General features: G+C 71.9%; 20 protein-coding genes. 14 read left to right on the top strand and 6 right to left on the bottom strand.

The window, feature by feature from the left end; translation table 11 throughout:
- The first annotated feature begins 8 nt into the window (after positions 1-8).
- Positions 9-737, top strand: a complete 729-nt coding sequence (locus ISP_RS42495; protein WP_013229957.1) for an SDR family NAD(P)-dependent oxidoreductase — start codon at positions 9-11, stop codon at positions 735-737.
- A 150-nt stretch (positions 738-887) separates the two neighbouring features.
- A complete protein-coding gene (locus tag ISP_RS42490; RefSeq protein WP_013229956.1) occupies positions 888-1,772 on the top strand; it encodes a serine hydrolase in 885 nt (294 codons plus the stop codon).
- 247 nt (positions 1,773-2,019) lie between these two features.
- Here ISP_RS42490 and ISP_RS42485 read toward each other — a convergent pair whose 3' ends face one another.
- The 3 genes from ISP_RS42485 to ISP_RS42475 all read right to left on the bottom strand — a co-directional run bounded on the left by ISP_RS42485 (position 2,020) and on the right by ISP_RS42475 (position 5,062).
- On the bottom strand, positions 2,020-3,201 hold the full coding sequence (locus ISP_RS42485) for a PQQ-dependent sugar dehydrogenase (RefSeq protein ID WP_013229955.1): 1,182 nt from the start codon (positions 3,199-3,201) through the stop codon (positions 2,020-2,022).
- 89 nt (positions 3,202-3,290) lie between these two features.
- Positions 3,291-3,947 carry a response regulator gene (locus ISP_RS42480; RefSeq protein ID WP_013229954.1) on the bottom strand — a complete coding sequence of 219 codons (657 nt, stop codon included), beginning with the start codon at positions 3,945-3,947 and terminating at the stop codon, positions 3,291-3,293.
- Positions 3,944-5,062 (bottom strand): sensor histidine kinase, encoded by a 1,119-nt coding sequence (locus ISP_RS42475; protein ID WP_014467754.1) that lies wholly within the window; start codon positions 5,060-5,062, stop codon positions 3,944-3,946. The genes ISP_RS42480 and ISP_RS42475 overlap by 4 nt, the downstream gene beginning before the upstream one ends.
- A gap of 131 nt (positions 5,063-5,193) precedes the next feature.
- Between ISP_RS42475 and ISP_RS42470 the strand changes: the two genes are divergently transcribed.
- Both ISP_RS42470 and ISP_RS42465 read left to right on the top strand, forming a co-directional pair.
- Positions 5,194-5,790, top strand: a complete 597-nt coding sequence (locus tag ISP_RS42470) for a class I SAM-dependent methyltransferase (protein WP_013229952.1) — start codon at positions 5,194-5,196, stop codon at positions 5,788-5,790.
- Positions 5,762-6,250 (top strand): DedA family protein, encoded by a 489-nt coding sequence (locus ISP_RS42465; protein ID WP_013229951.1) that lies wholly within the window; start codon positions 5,762-5,764, stop codon positions 6,248-6,250. Before ISP_RS42470 ends, ISP_RS42465 begins: the two co-directional genes overlap by 29 nt.
- On the opposite strand, the gene ISP_RS42460 is transcribed toward ISP_RS42465, so the two are convergent.
- Positions 6,226-6,999, bottom strand: a complete 774-nt coding sequence (locus ISP_RS42460; RefSeq protein WP_013229950.1) for a helix-turn-helix transcriptional regulator — start codon at positions 6,997-6,999, stop codon at positions 6,226-6,228. The genes ISP_RS42465 and ISP_RS42460 overlap by 25 nt on opposite strands.
- 74 nt (positions 7,000-7,073) lie before the next feature.
- Between ISP_RS42460 and ISP_RS42455 the strand changes: the two genes are divergently transcribed.
- The 3 genes from ISP_RS42455 (at position 7,074) to ISP_RS42445 (ending at position 12,570) form a co-directional block, all read left to right on the top strand.
- Positions 7,074-7,991 carry an LLM class flavin-dependent oxidoreductase gene (locus tag ISP_RS42455; RefSeq protein ID WP_013229949.1) on the top strand — a complete coding sequence of 306 codons (918 nt, stop codon included), beginning with the start codon at positions 7,074-7,076 and terminating at the stop codon, positions 7,989-7,991.
- 84 nt (positions 7,992-8,075) lie between these two features.
- Positions 8,076-11,630, top strand: a complete 3,555-nt coding sequence (mfd, locus tag ISP_RS42450; RefSeq protein WP_013229948.1) for a transcription-repair coupling factor — start codon at positions 8,076-8,078, stop codon at positions 11,628-11,630.
- A gap of 97 nt (positions 11,631-11,727) precedes the next feature.
- A complete protein-coding gene (locus tag ISP_RS42445; RefSeq protein ID WP_014467752.1) occupies positions 11,728-12,570 on the top strand; it encodes a helix-turn-helix domain-containing protein in 843 nt (280 codons plus the stop codon).
- A 66-nt stretch (positions 12,571-12,636) separates the two neighbouring features.
- On the opposite strand, the gene ISP_RS42435 is transcribed toward ISP_RS42445, so the two are convergent.
- Entirely contained in the window at positions 12,637-13,044 is a 408-nt protein-coding gene (locus ISP_RS42435) for a hypothetical protein (RefSeq protein WP_013229946.1), read from the bottom strand.
- 85 nt (positions 13,045-13,129) lie between these two features.
- On the opposite strand from ISP_RS42435, the gene ISP_RS42430 reads away from it, so the two are divergent.
- Genes ISP_RS42430 through ISP_RS42400 form a run of 7 tightly spaced genes read left to right on the top strand, consistent with a single transcriptional unit; the run spans position 13,130 to position 19,226 of the window.
- A complete protein-coding gene (locus ISP_RS42430) occupies positions 13,130-14,155 on the top strand; it encodes a hypothetical protein (protein WP_230468609.1) in 1,026 nt (341 codons plus the stop codon).
- Positions 14,152-15,084, top strand: a complete 933-nt coding sequence (locus ISP_RS42425; protein WP_013229944.1) for a nucleoside triphosphate pyrophosphohydrolase — start codon at positions 14,152-14,154, stop codon at positions 15,082-15,084. The genes ISP_RS42430 and ISP_RS42425 overlap by 4 nt, the downstream gene beginning before the upstream one ends.
- A gap of 54 nt (positions 15,085-15,138) precedes the next feature.
- Positions 15,139-15,696 (top strand): RNA polymerase sigma factor, encoded by a 558-nt coding sequence (locus ISP_RS42420; RefSeq protein WP_013229943.1) that lies wholly within the window; start codon positions 15,139-15,141, stop codon positions 15,694-15,696.
- Entirely contained in the window at positions 15,693-16,481 is a 789-nt protein-coding gene (locus ISP_RS42415; protein WP_013229942.1) for a zf-HC2 domain-containing protein, read from the top strand. The genes ISP_RS42420 and ISP_RS42415 overlap by 4 nt, the downstream gene beginning before the upstream one ends.
- Positions 16,482-16,516: 35 nt before the next feature.
- Positions 16,517-17,320, top strand: coding sequence for an ABC transporter ATP-binding protein (locus ISP_RS42410; RefSeq protein ID WP_013229941.1), 804 nt, complete (start codon positions 16,517-16,519; stop codon positions 17,318-17,320).
- The gene (locus ISP_RS42405; RefSeq protein WP_230468608.1) at positions 17,317-18,666 is read left to right on the top strand and encodes a hypothetical protein; all 1,350 of its coding nucleotides are present in this window, start codon (positions 17,317-17,319) and stop codon (positions 18,664-18,666) included. The genes ISP_RS42410 and ISP_RS42405 overlap by 4 nt, the downstream gene beginning before the upstream one ends.
- The gene (locus ISP_RS42400; protein WP_013229939.1) at positions 18,663-19,226 is read left to right on the top strand and encodes a hypothetical protein; all 564 of its coding nucleotides are present in this window, start codon (positions 18,663-18,665) and stop codon (positions 19,224-19,226) included. The genes ISP_RS42405 and ISP_RS42400 overlap by 4 nt, the downstream gene beginning before the upstream one ends.
- A 21-nt stretch (positions 19,227-19,247) precedes the next feature.
- Here ISP_RS42400 and ISP_RS42395 read toward each other — a convergent pair whose 3' ends face one another.
- Positions 19,248-19,658 carry a PPOX class F420-dependent oxidoreductase gene (locus tag ISP_RS42395; protein ID WP_013229938.1) on the bottom strand — a complete coding sequence of 137 codons (411 nt, stop codon included), beginning with the start codon at positions 19,656-19,658 and terminating at the stop codon, positions 19,248-19,250.
- Between the last annotated feature and the right edge of the window lie 27 nt (positions 19,659-19,685).

The raw sequence follows: 19,685 nt of genomic DNA, 5'->3' as shown, positions 1-19,685 counted from the left end.
TCGGGTTCATGGCGAACAACAGGGAAATCGTGGTGACCGGCGGCGGCACGGGCATCGGTTACGCCGTGGCGGCGGCCTTCGCCCAGGCCGGCGAGCGCGTCACGATCACCGGGCGCCGGGAGAAGGTGCTCACCGAAGCCGCGGCGCTGGCCGGTGCACGGCCCGTGGTCTTCGATGCCGCCGATCCCGTGGCCGTCGAAGGCGCGCTGGACGAGCTGCCCGGCCGAGTCGACGTCCTCGTCAACAATGCCGGTGGCAACACCGATTTCCTCGACGGTGACGGCGAAGAGGGGCTGGCCGGGTTCGCGGCCGCGTTCGAGCGGAACCTGCGGTCCAATGTGGTCAGTGCGGCGCTGGTGACGCACGCCCTGCGCGACCGGCTCGGCGAAGGCGCCCGGATCATCACCATCGGATCGATCGCCGCGCACACCGGCGCCGGGTCCTACGGTGCCGCGAAGGCCGCGGTCGAGGGCTGGAACGTCAGCGTGGCCCGGCAGTTCGGGCCGCGTGGGATCACCGCGAACGTCGTCGCGCCGGGGCTGATCGGGGAGACCGAGTTCTTCCACGGGCAGCTCAGCGACCAGCGCCGCGACCGGCTGATCGGCAACACGATGAACAAGCGCCCGGGCACGCCGGACGACGTCGTCGCCGTGGTGACGTTCTTGGCGAGCCCCGCCGCCGGGCACGTCACCGGGCAGGTGGTGCACGTCAACGGCGGTGCCTACCTCGGTAGCTAGGCGGGCGCATCGGCCGGATGGCCGATGCCCGCGCTCGCCGCCACCCGGTTGTCCACCGAACGGCCAAAACAGCCCGGCTCATCGGGCGATCCCCGCCGTCGACCTCCGCAATAGCTTCGGATTCCTCACGAATCCGGCGGAGGTGGACTGGTGCTCGAGCGACTGAACAACGTGAAGGTGCTCGTGGCGATCGCGGTGGTCATCGTGATCGGGGGCTTGGGCATCGCGTTCGCCGTCAACAGCGGTTCCGGCAGCGACAGCTGGCGCGCCGGGTGCGGCTCGCCGCCGGCCGATCCCGCGGACAACCAGGCGAGCCGGGTCGCCGAAGCCAGAAAGACGCTGCTGAGCACCGGGAACGACCCGCGCCTCGGGATCGAGATCGTCGACCTCGGCGCCTGCGCTGTCGAAACGAGGTGGAAGGCCGACCAGCCGCAGCCCACCGCGTCCGTGGTGAAGCTGCTCGTCGCGCTCGACCTGATCGACCGGTCCGGAGTGCCTTCGGACAGCGAAGGGACGGCCGTCCACGCCATGCTCGCCGCCAGCGACGATCGCGTCGCCAACCGCCTCTGGCAGCAGAACGGCGGCCCGGACATCGTCCGGCGGCAGGTCGCGAAGCTGGGGCTCACGCACACCACGCCCCCGGACGACCCCGGCCAATGGGGCTCCACCCGGATGTCACCCACCGACGTCGTCACGGTCTACCGGTACATCACCGCGGGACTGTCCGAAGAAGGCCGCGCGTTCCTCACCGCGGCGATGGAAAGCGCCCCGCGCAACGCCGCCGACGGGTTCGACCAGCACTTCGGGATCCCGCGCGCGTTCCCGGACGCGACGTGGGCGGTGAAGCAGGGCTGGGGCAGCTCCGAGGCCCGGCGGGTGCTCAACACCACCGGGCTGGTCCGGACCGCGTCCCGTACCTACGCCGTCGCGGTGATGGTTTCCTGGAAGGAAACCATCGAGTGGCCGGCCGCGACCACGGCACTGACCGCCGCCGTCGGCGCGCTGAAGGGTTCGCTCCGGGCAGGCAAGGCCTGAACCGATCGGAAGTGGATGCCGGTCCCCGGGTCGCCAGGTCGGCGATGGCGCCCGGGGACCGGCGCGGTGCTGCCGCGGGAACGCTCTCTTCGGACCGCGTCCAACACGCGTCGGGGGCGGGCGAAAGCTTTGGTGCACACCATGTTCCGCGATCCGCTGCCCCGGCGGAAGTGTCCACGGCACCCGGCGGCCGTGCTTTTTTCATGATCCGGCTTCATGATCCAGGTTCCTGATCCCGGCTTCGTGATCAGGCGGGCGTGACCTTCAGCAGCTTGTCGTTCGTCCCGTCCGACGTGGTCACGTACAGCGCGCCGTCCGGGCCGCTGCGCACCGCGCGCAGGCGGCCGAACTTGTCGTCGAACTCCGGGGGCAACGTGACGTCGAGGACCTTGCCCGCCGGATCCAGGTGGTACAGCAGCAGTTTCTGGCCCTTGAGCGCCACCACGACCAGCGCGCCGTCGTTCGTGCCCCACTGCGCGCCGGTCAGGAAGGCGTCACCGCTGATCGCCTCGGTGATCTTGCCGGATGTCCACAGTGGACTAACCGCGTCCGGGAACCGCTTGAGGTCGGTCATCGGCACGCTCTCGTCGTAGCTCGTCCCGGTGCCGCCCTTCGACGGGTCCCAGCCGTAGTTCGCGCCCGGCTTCAGCAGGTTGACCTCGTCGTCGAACGTCGGCCCGTGCTCGGCGGTGATCACCTGGCCGCTGCCCGGCCGGATCGCCACGCCCTGGACGTTGCGGTGGCCGTAGGTGTAGATCAGCCGTTCGTGCGGGTCACTCGAAGTGATGAAGGGGTTGTCCGGCAGCGCGTTCCCGGTCTTCGCGTCCAGCCGCAGCACCTTGCCACCGAGGGAGTGGCGGTCCTGCGCGATCGACGCGCGCGCGGTGTCACCGGTGCCGACGAGCAGCGCACCGTCCGGGGCGAACGTCGGACGGCAGCCGGAGTGCCGTCCGCTCGGGTTCACCGGCAGCCCGGTGAGCAGGTTCTTCACCTTCGACGCGCTCGTGCCGTCGGCGGCCAGCGTCCAGGTGACCAGCCGGATGTCGACGGCCTTGCCGCCTTCCTGGTGATCCTGGCAGGTGATGAACTCGCGGCTGGTCGCGAAGTCCGGGCTGACGACCAGGCCGAGCAGCCCGCCTTCGCCCTGGACGAGGACGTCGGAGAAGTCGGCGCGCACCTCGGCGGCCTGCCCCTTCCGGATCAGCGCGAGCTTGCCGGGCCGCTGCGGCACGAGGATGCCGCCGTCGGGCAGGAAGCCGACGTCCCAGCCGTGCTCCAGCCCGCCGGTCACGGTCTCGACCTTGAACTTCCCGCTCGCGGCGGTCGGCGTGGCGGCGGGCGGGACGCTCTGCACCGGCTCGCTGGCCGCCCCCGAACAGCCCAGGACCAGCAGGGACACCACACCGATGAGACCCAGCGAACGCCGCATAAGTCTCATCCTGCCACCAAGTGGTGAAATCGCCGTTCGACGCCGGGCGCGTGCGGAACTCCAGGGCGGTGTCGCCGAAGGGCCGGTGCTCAGGAACCCGGACGCACCAGCCCGGACTCGTAGGCGAACACCACCGCGTGCACCCGGTCGCGCAGCCGCAGCTTGCCGAGGACGCGCCCGACGTGCGTCTTCACCGTCGTCTCGCCGATGTACAGCTTCGCGGCGATCTCCGAGTTCGACAGCCCGCGCGCGATGAGGCCCAGCACGTCCTTCTCGCGTTCGGTCAGCACGCCGAGCCGCGCGATGTCCATGGGGTCGCGCTCGTCGGCGAGATAGCGGTCGAGCAGCCGCCGCGTGACCGACGGCGAGACCATCGAGTCGCCCCGCAGCACGCCCCGGATCGCGACGAGCATCTCTTCCGAAGGCGCGTCCTTCACCAGGAACCCGCTGGCCCCGCCCCGCAGCGCGGCGTACGCGTACTCGTCGAGGTCGAAGGTGGTGATGATCAGGACGCGCACGTCCGGCAGCTCGGCGCAGATCCGCGCGGTCGCGGCGACGCCGTCGAGCACCGGCATCCGGACGTCCATCAGCACCAGGTCGGGGCGCAGGTCCCGGGCGAGGGTGATGGCCTGTTCCCCGTTGGCGGCTTCGCCGACGACGGTGAGGTCGTCTTGGCTTTCGACGATCATGCGCAGGCCGACGCGGACGAGCTGCTGGTCGTCGCAGAGGAGGATCCGGGTGGTCACGGGCCCACCACCAGGCTCGCGGACACGCGGTACCCGCCGCCGGGCAGCGGCCCGGTGGTCAGCTCGCCGTGGTACATCTCGACGCGCTGGCGCATGCCCGCCAGGCCGCGGCCGGACGACGGGAGCGCCGGGGCGGGTGGTGCGTGGCCGCCGGTGTTCGTCACCTCGATGCGGACCTCCGGTGGCTCGAAGGCGACGCCGACGCGGCCGGTCGCGTCGGCCGGCGCGTGCTTGATCATGTTGGTCAGTGCCTCCTGGACGATCCGGTACGCCTGCAGCGCGGCACTCGCGGGCAGGGCGCCCGGGTCGCCGGTGACGTCGAGCGTGACGTCCCGGCCGGACTGGCCGACCAGCTCGCGCAGCTCGGCGAGCGTCGGCTGGGGACTGCGCGCCGCCTGGCCGGCGTGCAGGACTTCGAGGAGCCGCCGCAGCTCGCCCAGTGCGTCCCGGCCCGTGTGGACGATGGTGTCGAGCGTGCGGTCGACGGCTTCGGGGTCGCGGTGCCGGGCGAGCTTCGCGCCCTCGGCGTTCAGCACGATCACGCTCATGCTGTGCGCCAGGACGTCGTGCAGCTCGCGCGCGATCCGGGTGCGCTCCTCCGCGACCGCGGCGCGGGCCTGCGCTTCGTCGCGCTTCTCCTCTTCCGCGGTGAGCTGTTCCTTGGCGCGGAAGAACTCCCCGAGCGTCCAGGCCGCGACGTGCAGCGGCAGGATGCCCACCAACGCCAAGGTCGGGTACCCGGTTTCCGGCGCGTAGAGGGCGACCCACTGGACGTCGAGGACGACGATCGCGAAGGCGATCAGCGCGGCGAACCGCCGTTGGCCCAGCTTCACCAGGTTGAACAGCACGACCGCCATGGCCAGTTCGGTGCGGCCGCGGTCGTAGGCCCAGACGTCGTCGAGGTACACCACCGCCGCCCCGGCGATGATCAGCACGGCGGCCGTGCGCGGGAACCGGCGGCGCAGCAGCAGGGGGAGCAGGAACAGCATCGGGATCGCGCGGACGGCGTAGGGGCCGGAACCGACCCAGTTGGGCGCGAGGAAGACGAACACGGCGTACAGCGGCAGGTCCACCGTCCACCGGTGCCGGCGCACCCACTTCACGAATCGTTCCACGTCCCGAACGTAATGCCGGAACCTCGTCCGGGGCGTCCTTCCTCCGGCCTGATCTTGTCCTCCTCGGGGATGACCCGGCCGGCCGGTCCGGCGGATTCGGGACCACCCCGGCCGTTCCTAGCGTCGGGATCATGTCGATCACCAGGGAATTCCTCCGCCACCCCGTGCTGACGGGCGCGATCGCGCCGAGTTCGCCGCGGCTGGCCGAAGAGATGACGGCCGGCCTCGGCCTGGAACGCGCGTCGTGCGTCGTGGAGCTCGGGCCGGGCACCGGCGTGTTCACCGAAGCGGTCCTCGCGCTGCTTCGCCCCGAAGCGCGTCTGACGGCCATAGAGATCAACCCGCGTTTCGCGGTCGCTCTGAGCGAACGCTTCCCCGAAGCCGACGTCGTCACCGGCTCGGCGGAACACCTGGCGCTGGACGGCGTCGACGTCGTCGTCTCCGGGCTGCCGTGGACGGCCATGACCGCGTCCCGGCAGCAGCACATCCTCGACGCGGTCACCGCCGCCCTCGCTTCGAACGGCCGCTTCACGACGTTCGCGTACGCCCACACAGCCTGGACACCACCCGCTCGCCGCTTCGCCGCGTCGCTGCGAAGCCGCTTCGCGGTCGTGGAGCGCACCCAGGTCGTCTGGGGCAACCTGCCGCCCGCGTTCGTCTACCGCGCGGCGCTGCCGGTGGCCGTGGGGAGGGCGCGGCGTGGACAGCCTGCTGCGGCCCCTGCTTGACGCGCCCCCGGCGGTCGTCTACCTCGTCTGCGCCCTGCTCATCACGGCGGAAACCGCGCTGCTGCCGGGAATCGTGCTGCCGACGTTGTCGACGCTGCTGCTGATGGGCTTCCTCGCCGAGCGGGGCACGCTCCACCTCGGACTCGCTTGGGCGGTCGCCGTCGCCGCGGCCGTCCTCGGCGACCAGCTCGCCTACCTCGAGGGGCGCCACTGGGGACCGCGGCTGGCCGGCCGCGTCGGCCGGGATCGTTGGGAGCGCGCGGAAACGGCGGTCGCGCGCTGCGGCGTCCCGGCGGTGATCGCGGGCCGCTGCCTGGCCGGCGTCCGGACGCTGGTGCCGCGCGTCGCGGGCTCGGCGGCGATGCCGTACCGCCGGTTCGCGGTGGGCAGCGTGGCGGCGGCGGTGCTGTGGGCGAGCGCGGAACTGCTGGTGGGTCACACGACGGCGCTGATGGTTTGAAGGCGTTCGGCGGTCTCGGCGTCCGCGGGCAGGAACGTCTCCAGCTTCAGCTCGGAGACGGTCACGTCCGCCGCCGTCGCGAACGTCGTGATGGCCGTGATCAGCCGCAGTTCGCCGGCGGAAGTGGCCAGCCGGACCGGTACCGCGAACCCCAGGTGCTCCGGGCCGGGCGCGGCCGGCGGCGGCAGGTACCCCGTCAGCTCGGCGAGCTGGGCGGCCAGCCGTTCGTCCGGGGTGCGGGCCAGGTCGTTGCGGAGGCGTTCGAGGATGTGCCGCGCCCAGTCGTCGAGGTTGCGCACGCGCGGCGCCATCCCGCGCGGGTGCAGGGCGAGCCGCAGCGTGTCCACCGGCTCTTCGAGGAGCTCCGCCGCGACACCCTCGGTGAGCAGCGAAAACGCGTCGTTCGCCGCGACCAGCACGCCGTAGCGGTCGACGACGATCGCGGGGTAGGGCCGGTGGCCGTCGAGCAGCCGCCGCAGCCCGTCGAGCACCGGCCGGATCGCCGGGTCGTCGAGCCGCGTCTCGGGGTACGACGGGGCGAAACCGGCGGCGAAGAGCAGGCCGTTGCGCTCGCGCAGGGGCAGTTCCAGCGACTCGGCGACGCGCAGCACCATGCCGCGGCCGGGGAGCGAGCGCCCGCTCTCCATGAAGCTCACGTGCCGCTGCGTCGTCCCGGCCCGCAACGCCAGGTCGAGCTGGCTGAGGTGCCGCCGCGTGCGCCAGTCCTTCAGCGCGGTTCCGAAGTTCACGGTCCCATCCTGCTCGCCCGGTCCATTCCCCGCGGGGAATTGAGGGCATTCCCCGGCCCGGCCAGGCTCACCGCATGACGAACTACGGCCTGGTCATCCCGACCTACCAGCCCATCCTCGACGCCGGGCGGACCGCGCCCGAGCTGGTCGCCACCGCTGTCGCCGCGGAGGAGCTCGGCCTCGACTCGGTCTGGGTCGGCGACACCCTCGCGCGGGCGCCCCTGGACGCTCTCGCCGTCCTGGCCGCCTTCGCCGCCCGGACGTCGCGCGTGACCCTGGGGACGTCCGCACTGCTCCCGGCCCTGCGGAACCCGATCTTGACGGCCAACCAGCTGCTTTCGATCGATCTGCTGAGCTCCGGACGGCTCACCGTGGCCGTCGGCGCCGGGTTCGCCGGGCGCAGCGAACCGGAGTTCGCGTTCGCGGGGGTCCCGTGGCAGCGCCGCCGGGCCCGGCTGGACGACATCGTGGCCCTGTGGCGCGCGATCTGGCGCGGCGAGTCCTCGTTCCACGGCTCGGTGCTGCACCACGACTCGCTGCCGGTGTTCCCCGCGCCCACCCGTCCGGGTGGCCCGCCGGTGTGGCTGGCGGCGTACACCCCGGGCGCGCTGGAGCGCGTCGGCCGGTTGTACGACGGCTGGCTGCCCTACCCGCCGGACCCGGCCGACTACGGCACCGGCCTCGCGCACATCCGTTCGACGGCGTCCCGGCCGGTGACCCCGGCGCTGTTCGCGACGGTCCTGGTCGAGGACGACGCCGACCGCGGACAGGCGCTGCTGGAGGAGTACTGCGAGCGCAACTACGGGCGCCCGGCGGCGTTCGTCCAGGGAATCCAGATGCAGGTGTGCGGCAGTGCCGCGGAAGTGGCGCGGCAGCTGCGGAAGTACGAAGGCGTGGAGCACTTCCTGCTGCGGATCGCGAGCACGGACCCGAAGGTGTTCGACGAGCAGCTGCCCCGGGTCGCGGAGGTCGTGGACCTGCTGCGCTCGTGACAGCTTGCGTTCCGGCCCGCGACCAGCCGGGATCGGAAACCTGTCGGGGGTGGCGGTTAGGCTGGGAGCGTGACCGACGCTCCATTGTCCGGACTCCTCACCGCCATCCTTCCCGACCCGGCCCTGCGCGGCGTGGTCGAGCGCGCCGGCGCGCCGCTGCTCGAGCTGCAGGGCCCGATCGCCGCCCGGCAGCTCGTCGCCGCCGCGCTCGCGGCCGACGACGGCGCCGGCAAGCCCGTGCTCGCCGTCACCGCCACCGGCCGCGAGGCCGACGAGCTGACCGCGTCGCTCAAGGCGCTCATCGGCGAGAGCCGGGTCGCCGACTTCCCCAGCTGGGAGACCCTTCCGCACGAGCGCCTCTCCCCGCGCGCGGACACCGTCGGCCGCCGCCTCGAGGTGCTGCACCGGCTGAAGACGGGCGACGACGATCTGCGCGTCGTCGTCGCCACCGTCCGCAGCCTGATCCAGCCCATGGCGCCCGGGCTCGGCTCCCTCGCCCCGGTCGACCTCGTCGTCGGCGAAGAACAGAGTTTCGAAGGCCTCCTCGAACGGCTGGTCGAGCTGGCCTACACCCGCGTCGACATGGTCGAGAAGCGCGGCGAGTTCGCCGTCCGCGGCGGCATCCTCGACCTGTTCGGGCCCACCGCGCAGCACCCCGTCCGGGTGGAGTTCTGGGGCGACGAGGTCAGCGAGATCCGGGCGTTCGCCGTCTCCGACCAGCGGTCGCTGCCCGGCGACATCCCGCGGGTCACCGCGCCGCCGTGCCGCGAGCTGCTGCTCACGCGGCCGGTCAGGGAGAAGGCCGCGGAGCTGGCGAAGACGTACGAGTCCGACGCGCACCTGGCCGAGATGCTCACCAAGCTCGCCGACGGCATCCCGGTCGAGGGCATGGAGGCGCTCATCCCGGTCCTCTGCGAAGGCGAGCTCGAACTGCTCACCGACGCGATGCCGGCCGGCACCCACGTGCTGCTCACCGACCCCGAGAAGATCCGCGCCCGCGCCGCCGACCTGGTCCGCACCGGCCAGGAGTTCCTCGAAGCGTCCTGGACGACGGCCGCGGCCGGTGGCCAGGCTCCGATCGACCTCGGCGCGTCGGCCTACCGCGGGCTCGACGAGATCGCCTCCCACGCGCAGGACACCAAGCGCGCCTGGTGGACGATCACCCAGCTGACCAGCGAAGACCCCGACGTCTACCGCGTCTCGGTCGAGGCCGCGCCCGCGTACCGCGGCGAGCTCGAGCGCGCGACGGCGGACCTGCGCGCGCACACGGCGGCGGGCGGCACGGCGGTGCTCGTCGTCGCCGGGCACGGCACCGCGGCTCGCGCGGTCGAGCAGTTCTCGGCCGCCGACGTCCCGGCCTCCTTGGCGGGCGACGGCCTGAAGGGCGCGCCGGCGCCGGGCGTCGTCACGGTCACCTGCGGCGGCCTGACCGACGGCTTCATCTCGCCGGAGCGCGCGCTGGTCGTGCTCACCGAGGCGGACCTGACCGGCCGCGGCTCGGGCGCCGGAACGTCCACAAAGGACCTCACGACCAAGATGCCGTCCCGGCGGCGCAACGCCGTCGACCCGCTCGCGCTCAAGTCCGGTGACTACGTCGTGCACGAGCAGCACGGCATCGGCCGGTTCGTCGAGATGGTCCAGCGGACGGTCGCGGGCGCCACCCGGGAGTACCTGCTGCTGGAGTACGGCTCGTCGAAGCGCGGGCACCCCGGCGACCGGCTGTTCGTGCCGACCGACCAGCTCGACGAGGTGTCCAAGTACGTCGGCGGCGAGCTGCCGACGCTGAACAAGCTCGGCGGCTCCGACTGGAAGAACACCAAGGCCAGGGCCAAGAAGGCGGTCAAGGAGATCGCCGCCGAGCTCGTCCAGCTGTACGCGGCGCGCCAGGCCGCGCCCGGGCACGCGTTCGGCCCGGACACGCCGTGGCAGGGCGAGCTGGAGGACGCTTTCCCGTTCACCGAGACGAACGACCAGCTCGCGGCCATCGACGAGGTCAAGGCCGACATGGAACGCGGCGTCCCGATGGACCGCGTCATCTGCGGCGACGTCGGCTACGGCAAGACGGAGATCGCCGTCCGCGCCGCGTTCAAGGCGGTGCAGGACGGCAAGCAGGTCGCGGTGCTGGTGCCGACGACGCTGCTCGCCCAGCAGCACCTGAACACCTTCCACGAGCGGATGCGCTCGTTCCCGGTGACGATCAAGGGCCTGTCCCGGTTCACGAACAAAACCGAGTCGGACATCATCCTGGAGCAGCTCGCGAGCGGCGAGGTCGACATCGTCATCGGCACGCACCGCCTGCTGCAGACGGGTATTCGCTACAAGGACCTCGGGCTCGTGATCGTCGACGAGGAGCAGCGCTTCGGCGTCGAGCACAAGGAGCACATCAAGGCGCTGCGCACGCACGTCGACGTGCTCACCATGTCGGCGACACCGATCCCGCGCACCCTGGAGATGTCGCTGGCCGGCATCCGCGAGATGTCGACGATCCTGACCCCGCCGGAAGACCGCCACCCGATCCTGACCTACGTCGGCGCGTACGACGACAAGCAGGTCGGCGCGGCCATCCGGCGCGAGCTGCTGCGCGACGGCCAGGTCTTCTACGTCCACAACCGCGTCTCCTCGATCGAGAAGGCGGCGCGGCGGATCCGCGAGCTGGTGCCGGAGGCGCGGGTCGTCACCGCGCACGGGCAGATGAACGAAGACAAGCTCGAAAAGATCATCCAGGGCTTCTGGGAGAACGAGTACGACGTCCTGGTGTGCACGACGATCGTCGAGACGGGTCTCGACATCTCGAACGCCAACACGCTGCTGGTCGAGCGCGGCGATCTGCTGGGGCTGGCGCAGCTGCACCAGCTGCGCGGCCGGGTCGGGCGCGGGCGGGAGCGCGGGTACGCGTACTTCCTGTACCCGCCGGAGGCCCCGCTGACCGAGACCGCGCACGACCGCCTGGCGACGATCGCCCAGAACACCGAGCTGGGCGCGGGCATGGCGGTCGCGATGAAGGACCTCGAAATCCGCGGCGCGGGCAACATCCTCGGGGCGGAGCAGTCGGGGCACATCGCCGGTGTCGGGTTCGACCTGTACGTGCGGTTGGTCGGCGAAGCGGTGGACGCGTTCCGGAGGCACGCGGGTGCCGAGCCGGCGGAGGAAGAGGAGATGGCCGACGTCCGCGTCGACCTCCCGATCGACGCCCACATCCCGCACGACTACGTGCCCGGCGAGAGGTTGCGCTTGGAGGCGTACCGCAAGATCGCGGCGGCGCCGGACACCGAGGGCCTCGACGCGGTCCGCGAAGAGCTCATCGACCGGTACGGCCAGCCGCCGGCCCCGGTCAACCGGCTGCTGTCGGTGGCTCGCTTCCGGCACACCTGTCGTGAAGCGGGTGTGACGGAGGTGGCGGTCCAGGGCAACACGATCCGGTTCGCACCGCTGCCGTTGCTGGATTCGCAGATGGTGCGCTTGAAGCGGCTGTACCCGAAGGCGGTGTTCAAGGCGGTGACGAACACGGTATCGGTGCCGAAGCCGACGGAGGGCCCGGCCGGCGGGCGGATCGGCGCGCCGACGTTGCGGGACGAAGAACTGCTGGAGTGGTGCACGAAGCTGCTGGTCCAGCTGACGAAGAAGCCCGCGGCTGTGTAGGGGCGCGGTGTAAAGGGGAGCGGACACCCGGCGCCATTTCGGGGGACTTTCCGTTGTGGCGCCTGGTTCGTACCGGTGATGGCCTTAGGTTCGGCCCATGGCGGAATATCGCGGGCCGAACATCCGGGGAAGGCAGCTCGGAGAACGGCTGCTCCAGCGCATGTCCGAGAAGAACTGGGGCGTCCGCGAGATGTCGCGGAAGCTGGACATGAGCGCGCAGTGGGTGTCGGCGGTGACTCGCGGGCTCACCCGGCCGGAGCCGGTCCGGATGGCCCGGTTCCTCACGACACTCGGGTTCGACGGTGCGGAATACCGTGAGCTGATGGGGCTGGCTGATGAAATCCGCAAGCCAGGGTTGCTGGAAAGTTACCCCGGCGGTTGGCAGGTGCAGACGCTGGCCTGGCACGAGGAACGTGCCGCCGAGATCGCGGCGTTTCAGGGTTTGATCCTGCCGGGACTGTTACAGACCGCAGACTACGCGCGGAGCCTGATGGTCGAAACCGGCAATGCGCCATCGCCGGACGGCATCGACGAGCGAGTGTTCGCGCGCATGGCACGGCAGCTGGTGCTCACTCGCCGCCCGAGGATCGAGTTTCAATTTTTCATCCACGAGTTCGCGCTGCGTCTGCCGGTCGGCCGCCAGGATCGCTCGGTCATGCGGGGACAGTTGGCACATCTGCTCCGGGTCTCGGCCCAGCCCAACGTCTCGATCCGCGTGGTGCCCGCGCGAATCGGCGGCCACCCGGCCGTCTCGGGCCATTTCAAGCTCATCGAGTCGACCGAATTCGAGCCTGTGGTCTACATCGAACACGAGATTTCGTCGCTCTTCCTCGAAGCGCCGGATGAGATCGCGGTCTATCGCCAGGTGGTGGCCAAGCTCGGCGATGTGGCACTCGATGCGGCACGATCGGAGGCTTTCATCGCCGGACTGGCGGAATGATCCGGGACACCAAGGACCGTGAAGGCGGCACTCTCGCCGCCTCCACCTCCGCTTGGTGCGGACTGCTCAGCGAACTTCGCTGAACATCGGCGGCATAGCCTCCGCCAGCCCCATCCGCACCGACTCCACGGGCACCGGGACCGCCCCGGCGCCCGCCATCGGCAACGGCCGGGGCCTCCGCGGCATGCGCGACCCCGAACCCCCACCCCTCCCCGGGTACACGAGCAACCCCCGCGTCGGGTCCGGGACCGCGTCCAGCGCCGCCGTTACCGCCGGCAGCGACCTGAACGCGTCTCGCCTCTCCTCCGTCAAAAATTCGATCTCCAGCACCACTCCCCAGCGGTGCTCGTGCCAAACCCACTGCTCAGCGCCGTTCGTCAGCGCCGCTTCGGTGAGAGCGTCCCCTTGAGCCAGGCGCCACAGCGAAGCCGAATGCTCCCCGTCGAACACTTCGATGGTCAGCCAATGGTCCATAAGTCGACATTACCGCCGCCGCGTCCTCATGGGTGTTGCGTTTCGGGGGCGATGGTGTGAGAGGGTATGGCCTGTGATGCGGATCATGGGGCGCCCTCGCGCGCTGGTCGCGGTCGTTGCCGGTGCACTTCTGCTCGCCGGGTGCGGCTCGGGCCCCAGCCAGGTCGGCAGTGCCGTCATCGTCGGCGATCGGTCGGTCTCCCTCGACCAGGTCCAGTCGATGATCGACCAGGCCCTCCGTGAACACCCGTACGCGCAGAAGCTCGCCGCCGAGCACAAGCTCGACGTGCTGGGCCGCGAGATCGTCCGGCAGGCCGTGCTGCACGAACTGACCCTGCGCGCCGCCAAGCAGGAAAACCTCGGCGCCGACCAGGCGAAGGTCGCCGGGCTGGCCGCGCAGCTGACCCCCGCGCCGGTCACCGACACCAAGCAGGGCGACCAGGTCGCCGTCACGCAGATCGTCTCGAAGCTGCGCGACCGGAACGAGGTCGCGAGCGACGTCCTGCTCGAGCAGGATCTGGCCCGGAAGGTGCTGCCGAAGCTGTCGGTCGGCGCGGACTACGTCGGCATCAGCGCGACCGGCGACAACGACCGGGCGGCCCGCACCCGCGCCTTCGGCCTCGCGAAGGAGTTCGCCGACGACCCCGCCAAGATCCAGGGGGTCGTCCAGCAGGCGCAGCAGGAAGGCCAGCAGGCCCAGCAGACCGGCGCGCCCGGCCCGGGCGGGTACTCCGCCGGCCAGGCCGCCGAGCTCTTCGGCGCCGCGCAGTACCCCGGCCTCGCGCAGACCGCGCTCTTCGGCTCCGACAAGAACAGCGTCGTCGTCTTCCAGGCGCAGAAGCCGCAGAGCGCGGACTGGTTCGTCTTCGTCATCCGCGCCCGCGGCACCGACAAGGCCGTGCCGGCCGACCAGGAAGCGCAGAAGCCGACGGACGCGCAGCTGACCGCGATCGGCACCCGGCTGCTGCAGCCGTACCTCGGCCAGAGCGGCCTGCGCATCAACCCGCGGTACGGCGTGTGGGATCTTGTTGGCATGAACCTCGTGCCGAACTCCGACGCCACCCAGGGCGTCGTACTGCCCATTCGCGGTGCCGCGACCGCGCAACAGTGAGCACGGGTGTCGTCGTCATCGTCCGCGGGACGACGCTGCCCGGCGCGGCGCTCAAGATCCTGCGTGACGCAGGCGCCGTCTACGCGGCCTCGGACGTCGATCCGGCCGCGTTCGGTGTCCCGGCCGTCATCGAGGCGCCTTCGCTGGTCGACGTCGTGCTGCTCGCCGGGTCCCGGGACGAGCCCGCGGCGTCGCTGCTCATCGCGACCGGCGCGGAGGTCATCGAGACGCCGGTGCCGCCGCTGGTCGAAGCCGCCGAGGTGATGGACCGGCTCCGCTCGCCGGGCGGCTGCCCGTGGGACGCGGTGCAGACGCACGATTCGCTGCGGCAGTACCTGGTCGAAGAGACCTACGAGCTGCTCGACGCCATCGAAGAAGGCGATCGCGAGGCGCTGCGCGAAGAGCTCGGTGACGTCCTGCTGCAGGTGCTCTTCCACGCGCGGGTCGCGGCCGAGGACGCCGAAGACCCGTTCGGCATCGACGACGTCGCCGCGGCGCTCGTCGCGAAGCTGGTCGGCCGGCACCCGCACGTCTTCGCCGACGCCGACCAGGTGCACACCGTCGAGCACCAGAACCTCAAGTGGGAAGAGCTGAAGCAGCGCGAGAAGCAGCGCCAGTCCATTGTGGACGGTGTCGCGCTCGGCCAGCCCGCCGTCGCGCTGGCGGGCAAGCTGGGGCAGCGCTCCGGGCGCGCGGGCATCCCGCTCGACCTCTTCCCCGAAGGGACCGCGGCGGCCGCCCAGCTGTTCCGCATCGCGGCCACCGCGCGCCGGGCGGGTGTCGACGCCGAGGGTGAGCTGAGGGCGGTGGCGAAGCAGTTCGCGAAGGACATCCAGGCCGCCGAGCAGGCCGCCCGCGACGCCGGGCTGGCGCCGACGACGCTGGAGGCCGACGGCTGGCGGAAGTTCTGGCCAACGCGCCCGGTGTGACGCAGCACACATCCGGGTGAGAACCGGTTCCGCTCGTCCGGCGTCTTGCCTGGTGTGAAGCACACGCCACTGGAGGACGCCGACGAGGACCACCTCGTCCGGCGCACGGCCCAGGGCGACCGCGCGGCGTTCGAGGAGCTGTACCGCCGCACGGCGCCCTGGCTGGCCGTGCGCCTGCGCCGCCGCTGCGCGGACGAGCAGATCGTCGCGGAAGTCATGCAGGAGACGTTCCTGGCCGTCTGGCGGGCGGCGGCGTCGTTCGCGGGCGCCGCCACCGGCGGCAGCGCGGTCGGCTGGGTCTGGACGATCGCCGCGCGCCGGCTGGTCGACGCGTTCCGGCGCCGGGCGCACCACGCGCAGCCGCCGCCCGCGGTGGCCCTCGACGTCGCACCGGTGGTGGCGGCCGAAGACGAGGCGCTGGCGACGACGATCGGCGACGAGGTCGGTGCCGCGCTGCGCGACCTCGCGCCGGAGCTGCGGGCGGTGCTGCAGGCGATGGTGCTCGACGGGCTGACCGTCCGGGAGACCGCCGTCCTGCTGGGGTTGCCGGAGGGGACCGTCAAGACCCGGGCGCGCCGGGCCCGGATCGCGTTGCGGGAGGCACTGTCATGAACCATGCGCCGGAGCGGCTCATCGCCGCGTACGTGGCGGGTGACGACCTCCCGGGTGACCAGCTGTGGGGTCTCGAGGCCCACCTCGAGGCGTGCCGCGAATGCCGGGCGCGGCTCGCGGAGGCCGCACCGGTCCAGCCGGTCGTGGACCTGGTCTGGGACCGGCTTTCGGCCGAGGTCCGGCGGCCGGTCGCCCGGCCGCGGCGCCGGCGCCGGTGGCTCGACACCTGGGTGACGCCCGCGATGGCGCCGTGGCTGGCGATGATCGTGGCCGTCACGCTGGTCGCGCTCCTGCTCGACACCGTGTGGCGCGCGGTGCTCGACGTGCCGGCGGTGCAGCTGTTCGCCCCGGTGCTGCCGGTGCTCGGGGTCGCCGTGTCGTGGGCGCGGGGCCTCGATCCGGCCTACGAGGTCGTCACCGCGACCCCGCGGGCCGGGCTGTACCTGGTCGCCCGGCGGACGGTGGCGGTGCTCGCCGTCGTCCTGCCGGTACTGGGGGTCGCCGGGTGGCTGACCGGCACCCAGCCGGCGCTCTGGCTGCTGCCGAGCCTGGCCTGCACCACCGGCACGCTCGCGCTCGGCGGGCTGATCGGCGTCAGCCGGGCGGCGTACGCGCTCGTCGCGCTGTGGGGGGTGATCGTCGTCCTGCCGGCGTTCGTCCAGCGGGGGCAGGTGTTTTCGCTCGGCACCGGCGCGCTGCCGGTGTGGGCGGCGCTCTTCGTGCTGACCACGGTGATCGTCGCCCTGCGCGGGCCGGCGTTCACCCGGCTCGGCGCACGTCATTAGGTCTTCAGGTCTTCAGGTCTTCAGGGAGGAAGCACATGCGGGCAGTAGGGGCCGCCGAGGTCGCACCGGCGACCTACGCCTGGGAAATCCAGGCGCAGGGGCTGAAGGTGCGGGTGGGGCGGCGGAAGATGGCCGTGGACGGGCTGGACCTGTCCCTCGGCAAGGGGGTGCACGGGCTGCTCGGCCCGAACGGCGCCGGCAAGACGACGCTGATCCGGGCGTTGGCGACGGTGCTCCGGCCCGCGTCGGGCAGCTTGTCGCTGCTCGGCACCCCGGCCGGCGGGAGCGGGGGCCAGCGTGCGCTGCGCCGCCGGATCGGGTACCTGCCGCAGAACTTCGGCTACTACAAGCGGTTCACGGTCCGGGAGTTCGTCGAATACCTGGCGTGGCTGAAGGAGATGTCCAAAGAGGACATCCCGGGGGCGGTCCAGCGGGCGGTGGAGCGGGTGGGCCTGGCCGACCGCGCGGACGACCGCATGAAGACGCTCTCGGGCGGCATGGTGCGCCGGGTCGGCATCGCCCAGGCCATCGTCAACGACCCGGAGATCCTGCTCCTCGACGAGCCGACGGCCGGCCTCGACCCGGCGCAGCGGGTCCGGTTCCGCGAGCTGGTCCAGGAACTGGGCCGCGACTCGTGCGTGCTGATCTCGACGCACCTGGTCGAGGACGTGGCCACGGCGTGCACGGACGTGGTGCTGTTCGCCGAGGGAAAGCTGGTGTTCCAGGGAACGCCGGACGGGCTGGCCGCCGCGGGCACCCTCGAGCACGTCGGGGACAGCCCGATCGAGCGCGGCTATTCGGCGCTGCTGAACCACGAGCCCGGCAAGGGGGCGTGGTGATCTTCCGCATCGAACTCCGGCGCTCGATCGCGCCCTGGGCCGGTCTGGCGCTCGTCGTCTTCGCGCTCGCGTTCCTCTTCCTGCTCTCGGGGCCGTGGTGGAAGGTCCCCGCACCCTGGTCGGCGAACACCACCACGACCGCGCTCTGGATCCGGTTCCTGCTGCAGTTCCTCTGGCCCGTGGTGGTCGGGGCCGGGGCCATCCAGGGCATGCGCGACAGCCGCTCCGGCATGATCGAGCTGCTGGCCACCACCCCGCGGCCCGCGTGGCACCGGGCGATCCGGCTCGCCGGCGCCGTCGGCGCGCTGGCCGCACTGGGCTACCTGGTCGTGTTCGGCGTGGGCGTCGCCGAAGTCCTGGCCCACGACGGGTTCGTCTCGGCCGTCTTCGTCCCGGTGCTGGGCGTCGGGGTGCTCGCCGTGGTCGCCGGGTGCTGGCTGGGGCTGGCCGTCGGGCGGCTGCTGCCGCACCCACTGACCGCTCCCGGGCTGGCCGTGCTGACCCTCGTCGGGACGGTCCTCTGCTGGATGTCGCTCGAACCGGGCCTGGACGCCGTCCTGCCTCGCCGGGCCGGTCCGCTGGCGCCGGCGCTGGCCGAGCCGCGCGGGTCGATGGTCACGACCACCGTGTCGCTCGACGCCGGGCAGACCGCGTGGTTCCTCGGCCTCGCCGTCACCGGGTTCCTGCTGCTGTCGGTGCAGTCGGTGCGAGCGCGGCTGCTGAGCCTGCTGCCGCTCGTGGCCGGGGCCGCCATCGCGCTGCCGCTGTTCCCGGCGGAGGCCCTCACCGCCGACAGCGTCGCCGCCCGGAAGGTCTGCGACGGACCGGTCTGCGTGGCGGAACTGCACCGGGATCGGCTGGCCGCGCTGGCCGGCCCCGGGCGGGAAGCGCTCGCGATGCTGGCGAAGCTGCCCGGAGCGCCGACGCGGGTCGAGGAGCAGGTCGCGGCCGGCTCGCCGATCGAACGCCCCGGGCGCGATCCCGGCGTCGTCCTGCTCGACTTCCAGCACAACGAGGAACTCCTCACGGCGGACGCGAGCGACCTGCGGGTGGCGGTGCTCTCCGGGGCCGGCGTGCCGTCCTGCGAGAGGCCGAGCGCGCCCAGCCTGCCGGACCGGGGCGCCCGGATGATCGCGGCGGCGTACTTCACCGGGGAGCTGAAACCGCTGCCCGAGTACTTGCGGAACTGGTTCAAGAGGCAGTCCGGCCCGATCGAGCAGGCGTGGCAGCAATTCCGGGCCCTGCCCGCGGACGTCCGGTTCACGCGGATCGTCGCGTTGCGCCGAGCGTTGCTGACGTGCCAGGGCGATCCGATGGACACGCTGGTGCCGGGAGCCCTCCGATGAGGTGGGCGGCGCTGTACGCCCGCTCGCGGCAGCTGCCGGCGGCGTTCGGGGCCCTGCTGGTGGCGACCTGCGGGGTCTGGTTCCTGGGCCGGGACTCCTGGAACACGATGCTCGTCGCGCTGGCGCTGACCACGGCGGTCGCGGTGGCGGCGATCGGGCTCAGCGGCCAGGACCCCGACCTCGACCGGACTGCCGCCCTGCCGTGGCCGGCCCGGCGGTTCGCTCACCTGGCGCTGATCGCGATCGGGGCCGGGGTGGTGGTGCTGGGGGTGCAGGAGCTGGGCTCGTCGGCGGTCGCCGCGTCGATCATCGTGCGCGACGCGGCCGGTCTGGCGGGCTTGGCCGGCCTCGCGGCCACGATCGCGGGCGGCCAGTTCGGCTGGACGCTCCCGCTGGCCTGGTCCGCGGTCAGCCCGTTCGTCCCCCACGACGAGTCGGCGCCGAGCCGGGTCCTGACCTGGCTCCTGCAACCCGCGCAGACCCCGGCGGCCACCTGGACGGCGGTGATCCTGGCGGTCACGGGAGCAGCGGTGTACACCACTTGGGGCGGTCGCCGCTAGCCGTAGCGCCCCGGGCAGCGATCACACGTTGCGGATGTTCGTCTCCACCTCCAGAGGCTCCCGGTCCCAATCTTCGACGCCGAAGGCGAGGATGCGTTCCGGGTGGATCCGGATCACCGCGTCGTCGAAGTGGTTGTCCGGCAGGTTCACGCCCACCAGGGCCTCCGCCCGGCCGCGGATCTCCAGGCACCGCACCCGCCACGGGTTCGTCGACGGGAGGTCGTCGACGACGAACGCCACCCGGTCGTGCGTGGCGATGTTGCGGAACTTCTTGCTTTTCCGCAGGTTGTGCCCGGTGACGTCGATGGTCTGCTCGTCCGGGTTGTAGCGGAAGCCGACCGGGTTGGCCTGGAGGGTGCCGTCCGGCTGCTGGGTCGCCAGCCGGCCCAGCCGCTGGGCGGCGAGGTAGGCGAGTTCTGCTTCGGTGAACATGCCCGAAGCCTCCAACTTCAAGCTCCC

Origin of the sequence: Amycolatopsis mediterranei (genome assembly GCF_026017845.1) — a bacterium.
GTDB classification, from domain to species: Bacteria; Actinomycetota; Actinomycetes; order Mycobacteriales; family Pseudonocardiaceae; genus Amycolatopsis; species Amycolatopsis mediterranei.
The sequence above is the reverse complement of the archived record's forward strand: the minus strand, read 5'-3'. Positions and strand labels throughout refer to the sequence as shown.

What these genes read in the sequence shown, in the direction of transcription:
- ISP_RS42435 (WP_013229946.1), bottom strand. Translation starts at nt 13,044, where the DNA reads ATGGACCATTGGCTGACCATCGAAGTGTTCGACGGGGAGCATTCGGCT.
- ISP_RS42495 (WP_013229957.1), top strand. Translation starts at nt 9, where the DNA reads ATGGCGAACAACAGGGAAATCGTGGTGACCGGCGGCGGCACGGGCATC.
- ISP_RS42470 (WP_013229952.1), top strand. Translation starts at nt 5,194, where the DNA reads ATGTCGATCACCAGGGAATTCCTCCGCCACCCCGTGCTGACGGGCGCG.
- ISP_RS42415 (WP_013229942.1), top strand. Translation starts at nt 15,693, where the DNA reads ATGAACCATGCGCCGGAGCGGCTCATCGCCGCGTACGTGGCGGGTGAC.
- ISP_RS42445 (WP_014467752.1), top strand. Translation starts at nt 11,728, where the DNA reads ATGGCGGAATATCGCGGGCCGAACATCCGGGGAAGGCAGCTCGGAGAA.
- ISP_RS42395 (WP_013229938.1), bottom strand. Translation starts at nt 19,658, where the DNA reads ATGTTCACCGAAGCAGAACTCGCCTACCTCGCCGCCCAGCGGCTGGGC.
- ISP_RS42455 (WP_013229949.1), top strand. Translation starts at nt 7,074, where the DNA reads ATGACGAACTACGGCCTGGTCATCCCGACCTACCAGCCCATCCTCGAC.
- ISP_RS42430 (WP_230468609.1), top strand. Translation starts at nt 13,130, where the DNA reads ATGGGGCGCCCTCGCGCGCTGGTCGCGGTCGTTGCCGGTGCACTTCTG.
- ISP_RS42485 (WP_013229955.1), bottom strand. Translation starts at nt 3,201, where the DNA reads ATGCGGCGTTCGCTGGGTCTCATCGGTGTGGTGTCCCTGCTGGTCCTG.
- ISP_RS42410 (WP_013229941.1), top strand. Translation starts at nt 16,517, where the DNA reads ATGCGGGCAGTAGGGGCCGCCGAGGTCGCACCGGCGACCTACGCCTGG.
- ISP_RS42400 (WP_013229939.1), top strand. Translation starts at nt 18,663, where the DNA reads ATGAGGTGGGCGGCGCTGTACGCCCGCTCGCGGCAGCTGCCGGCGGCG.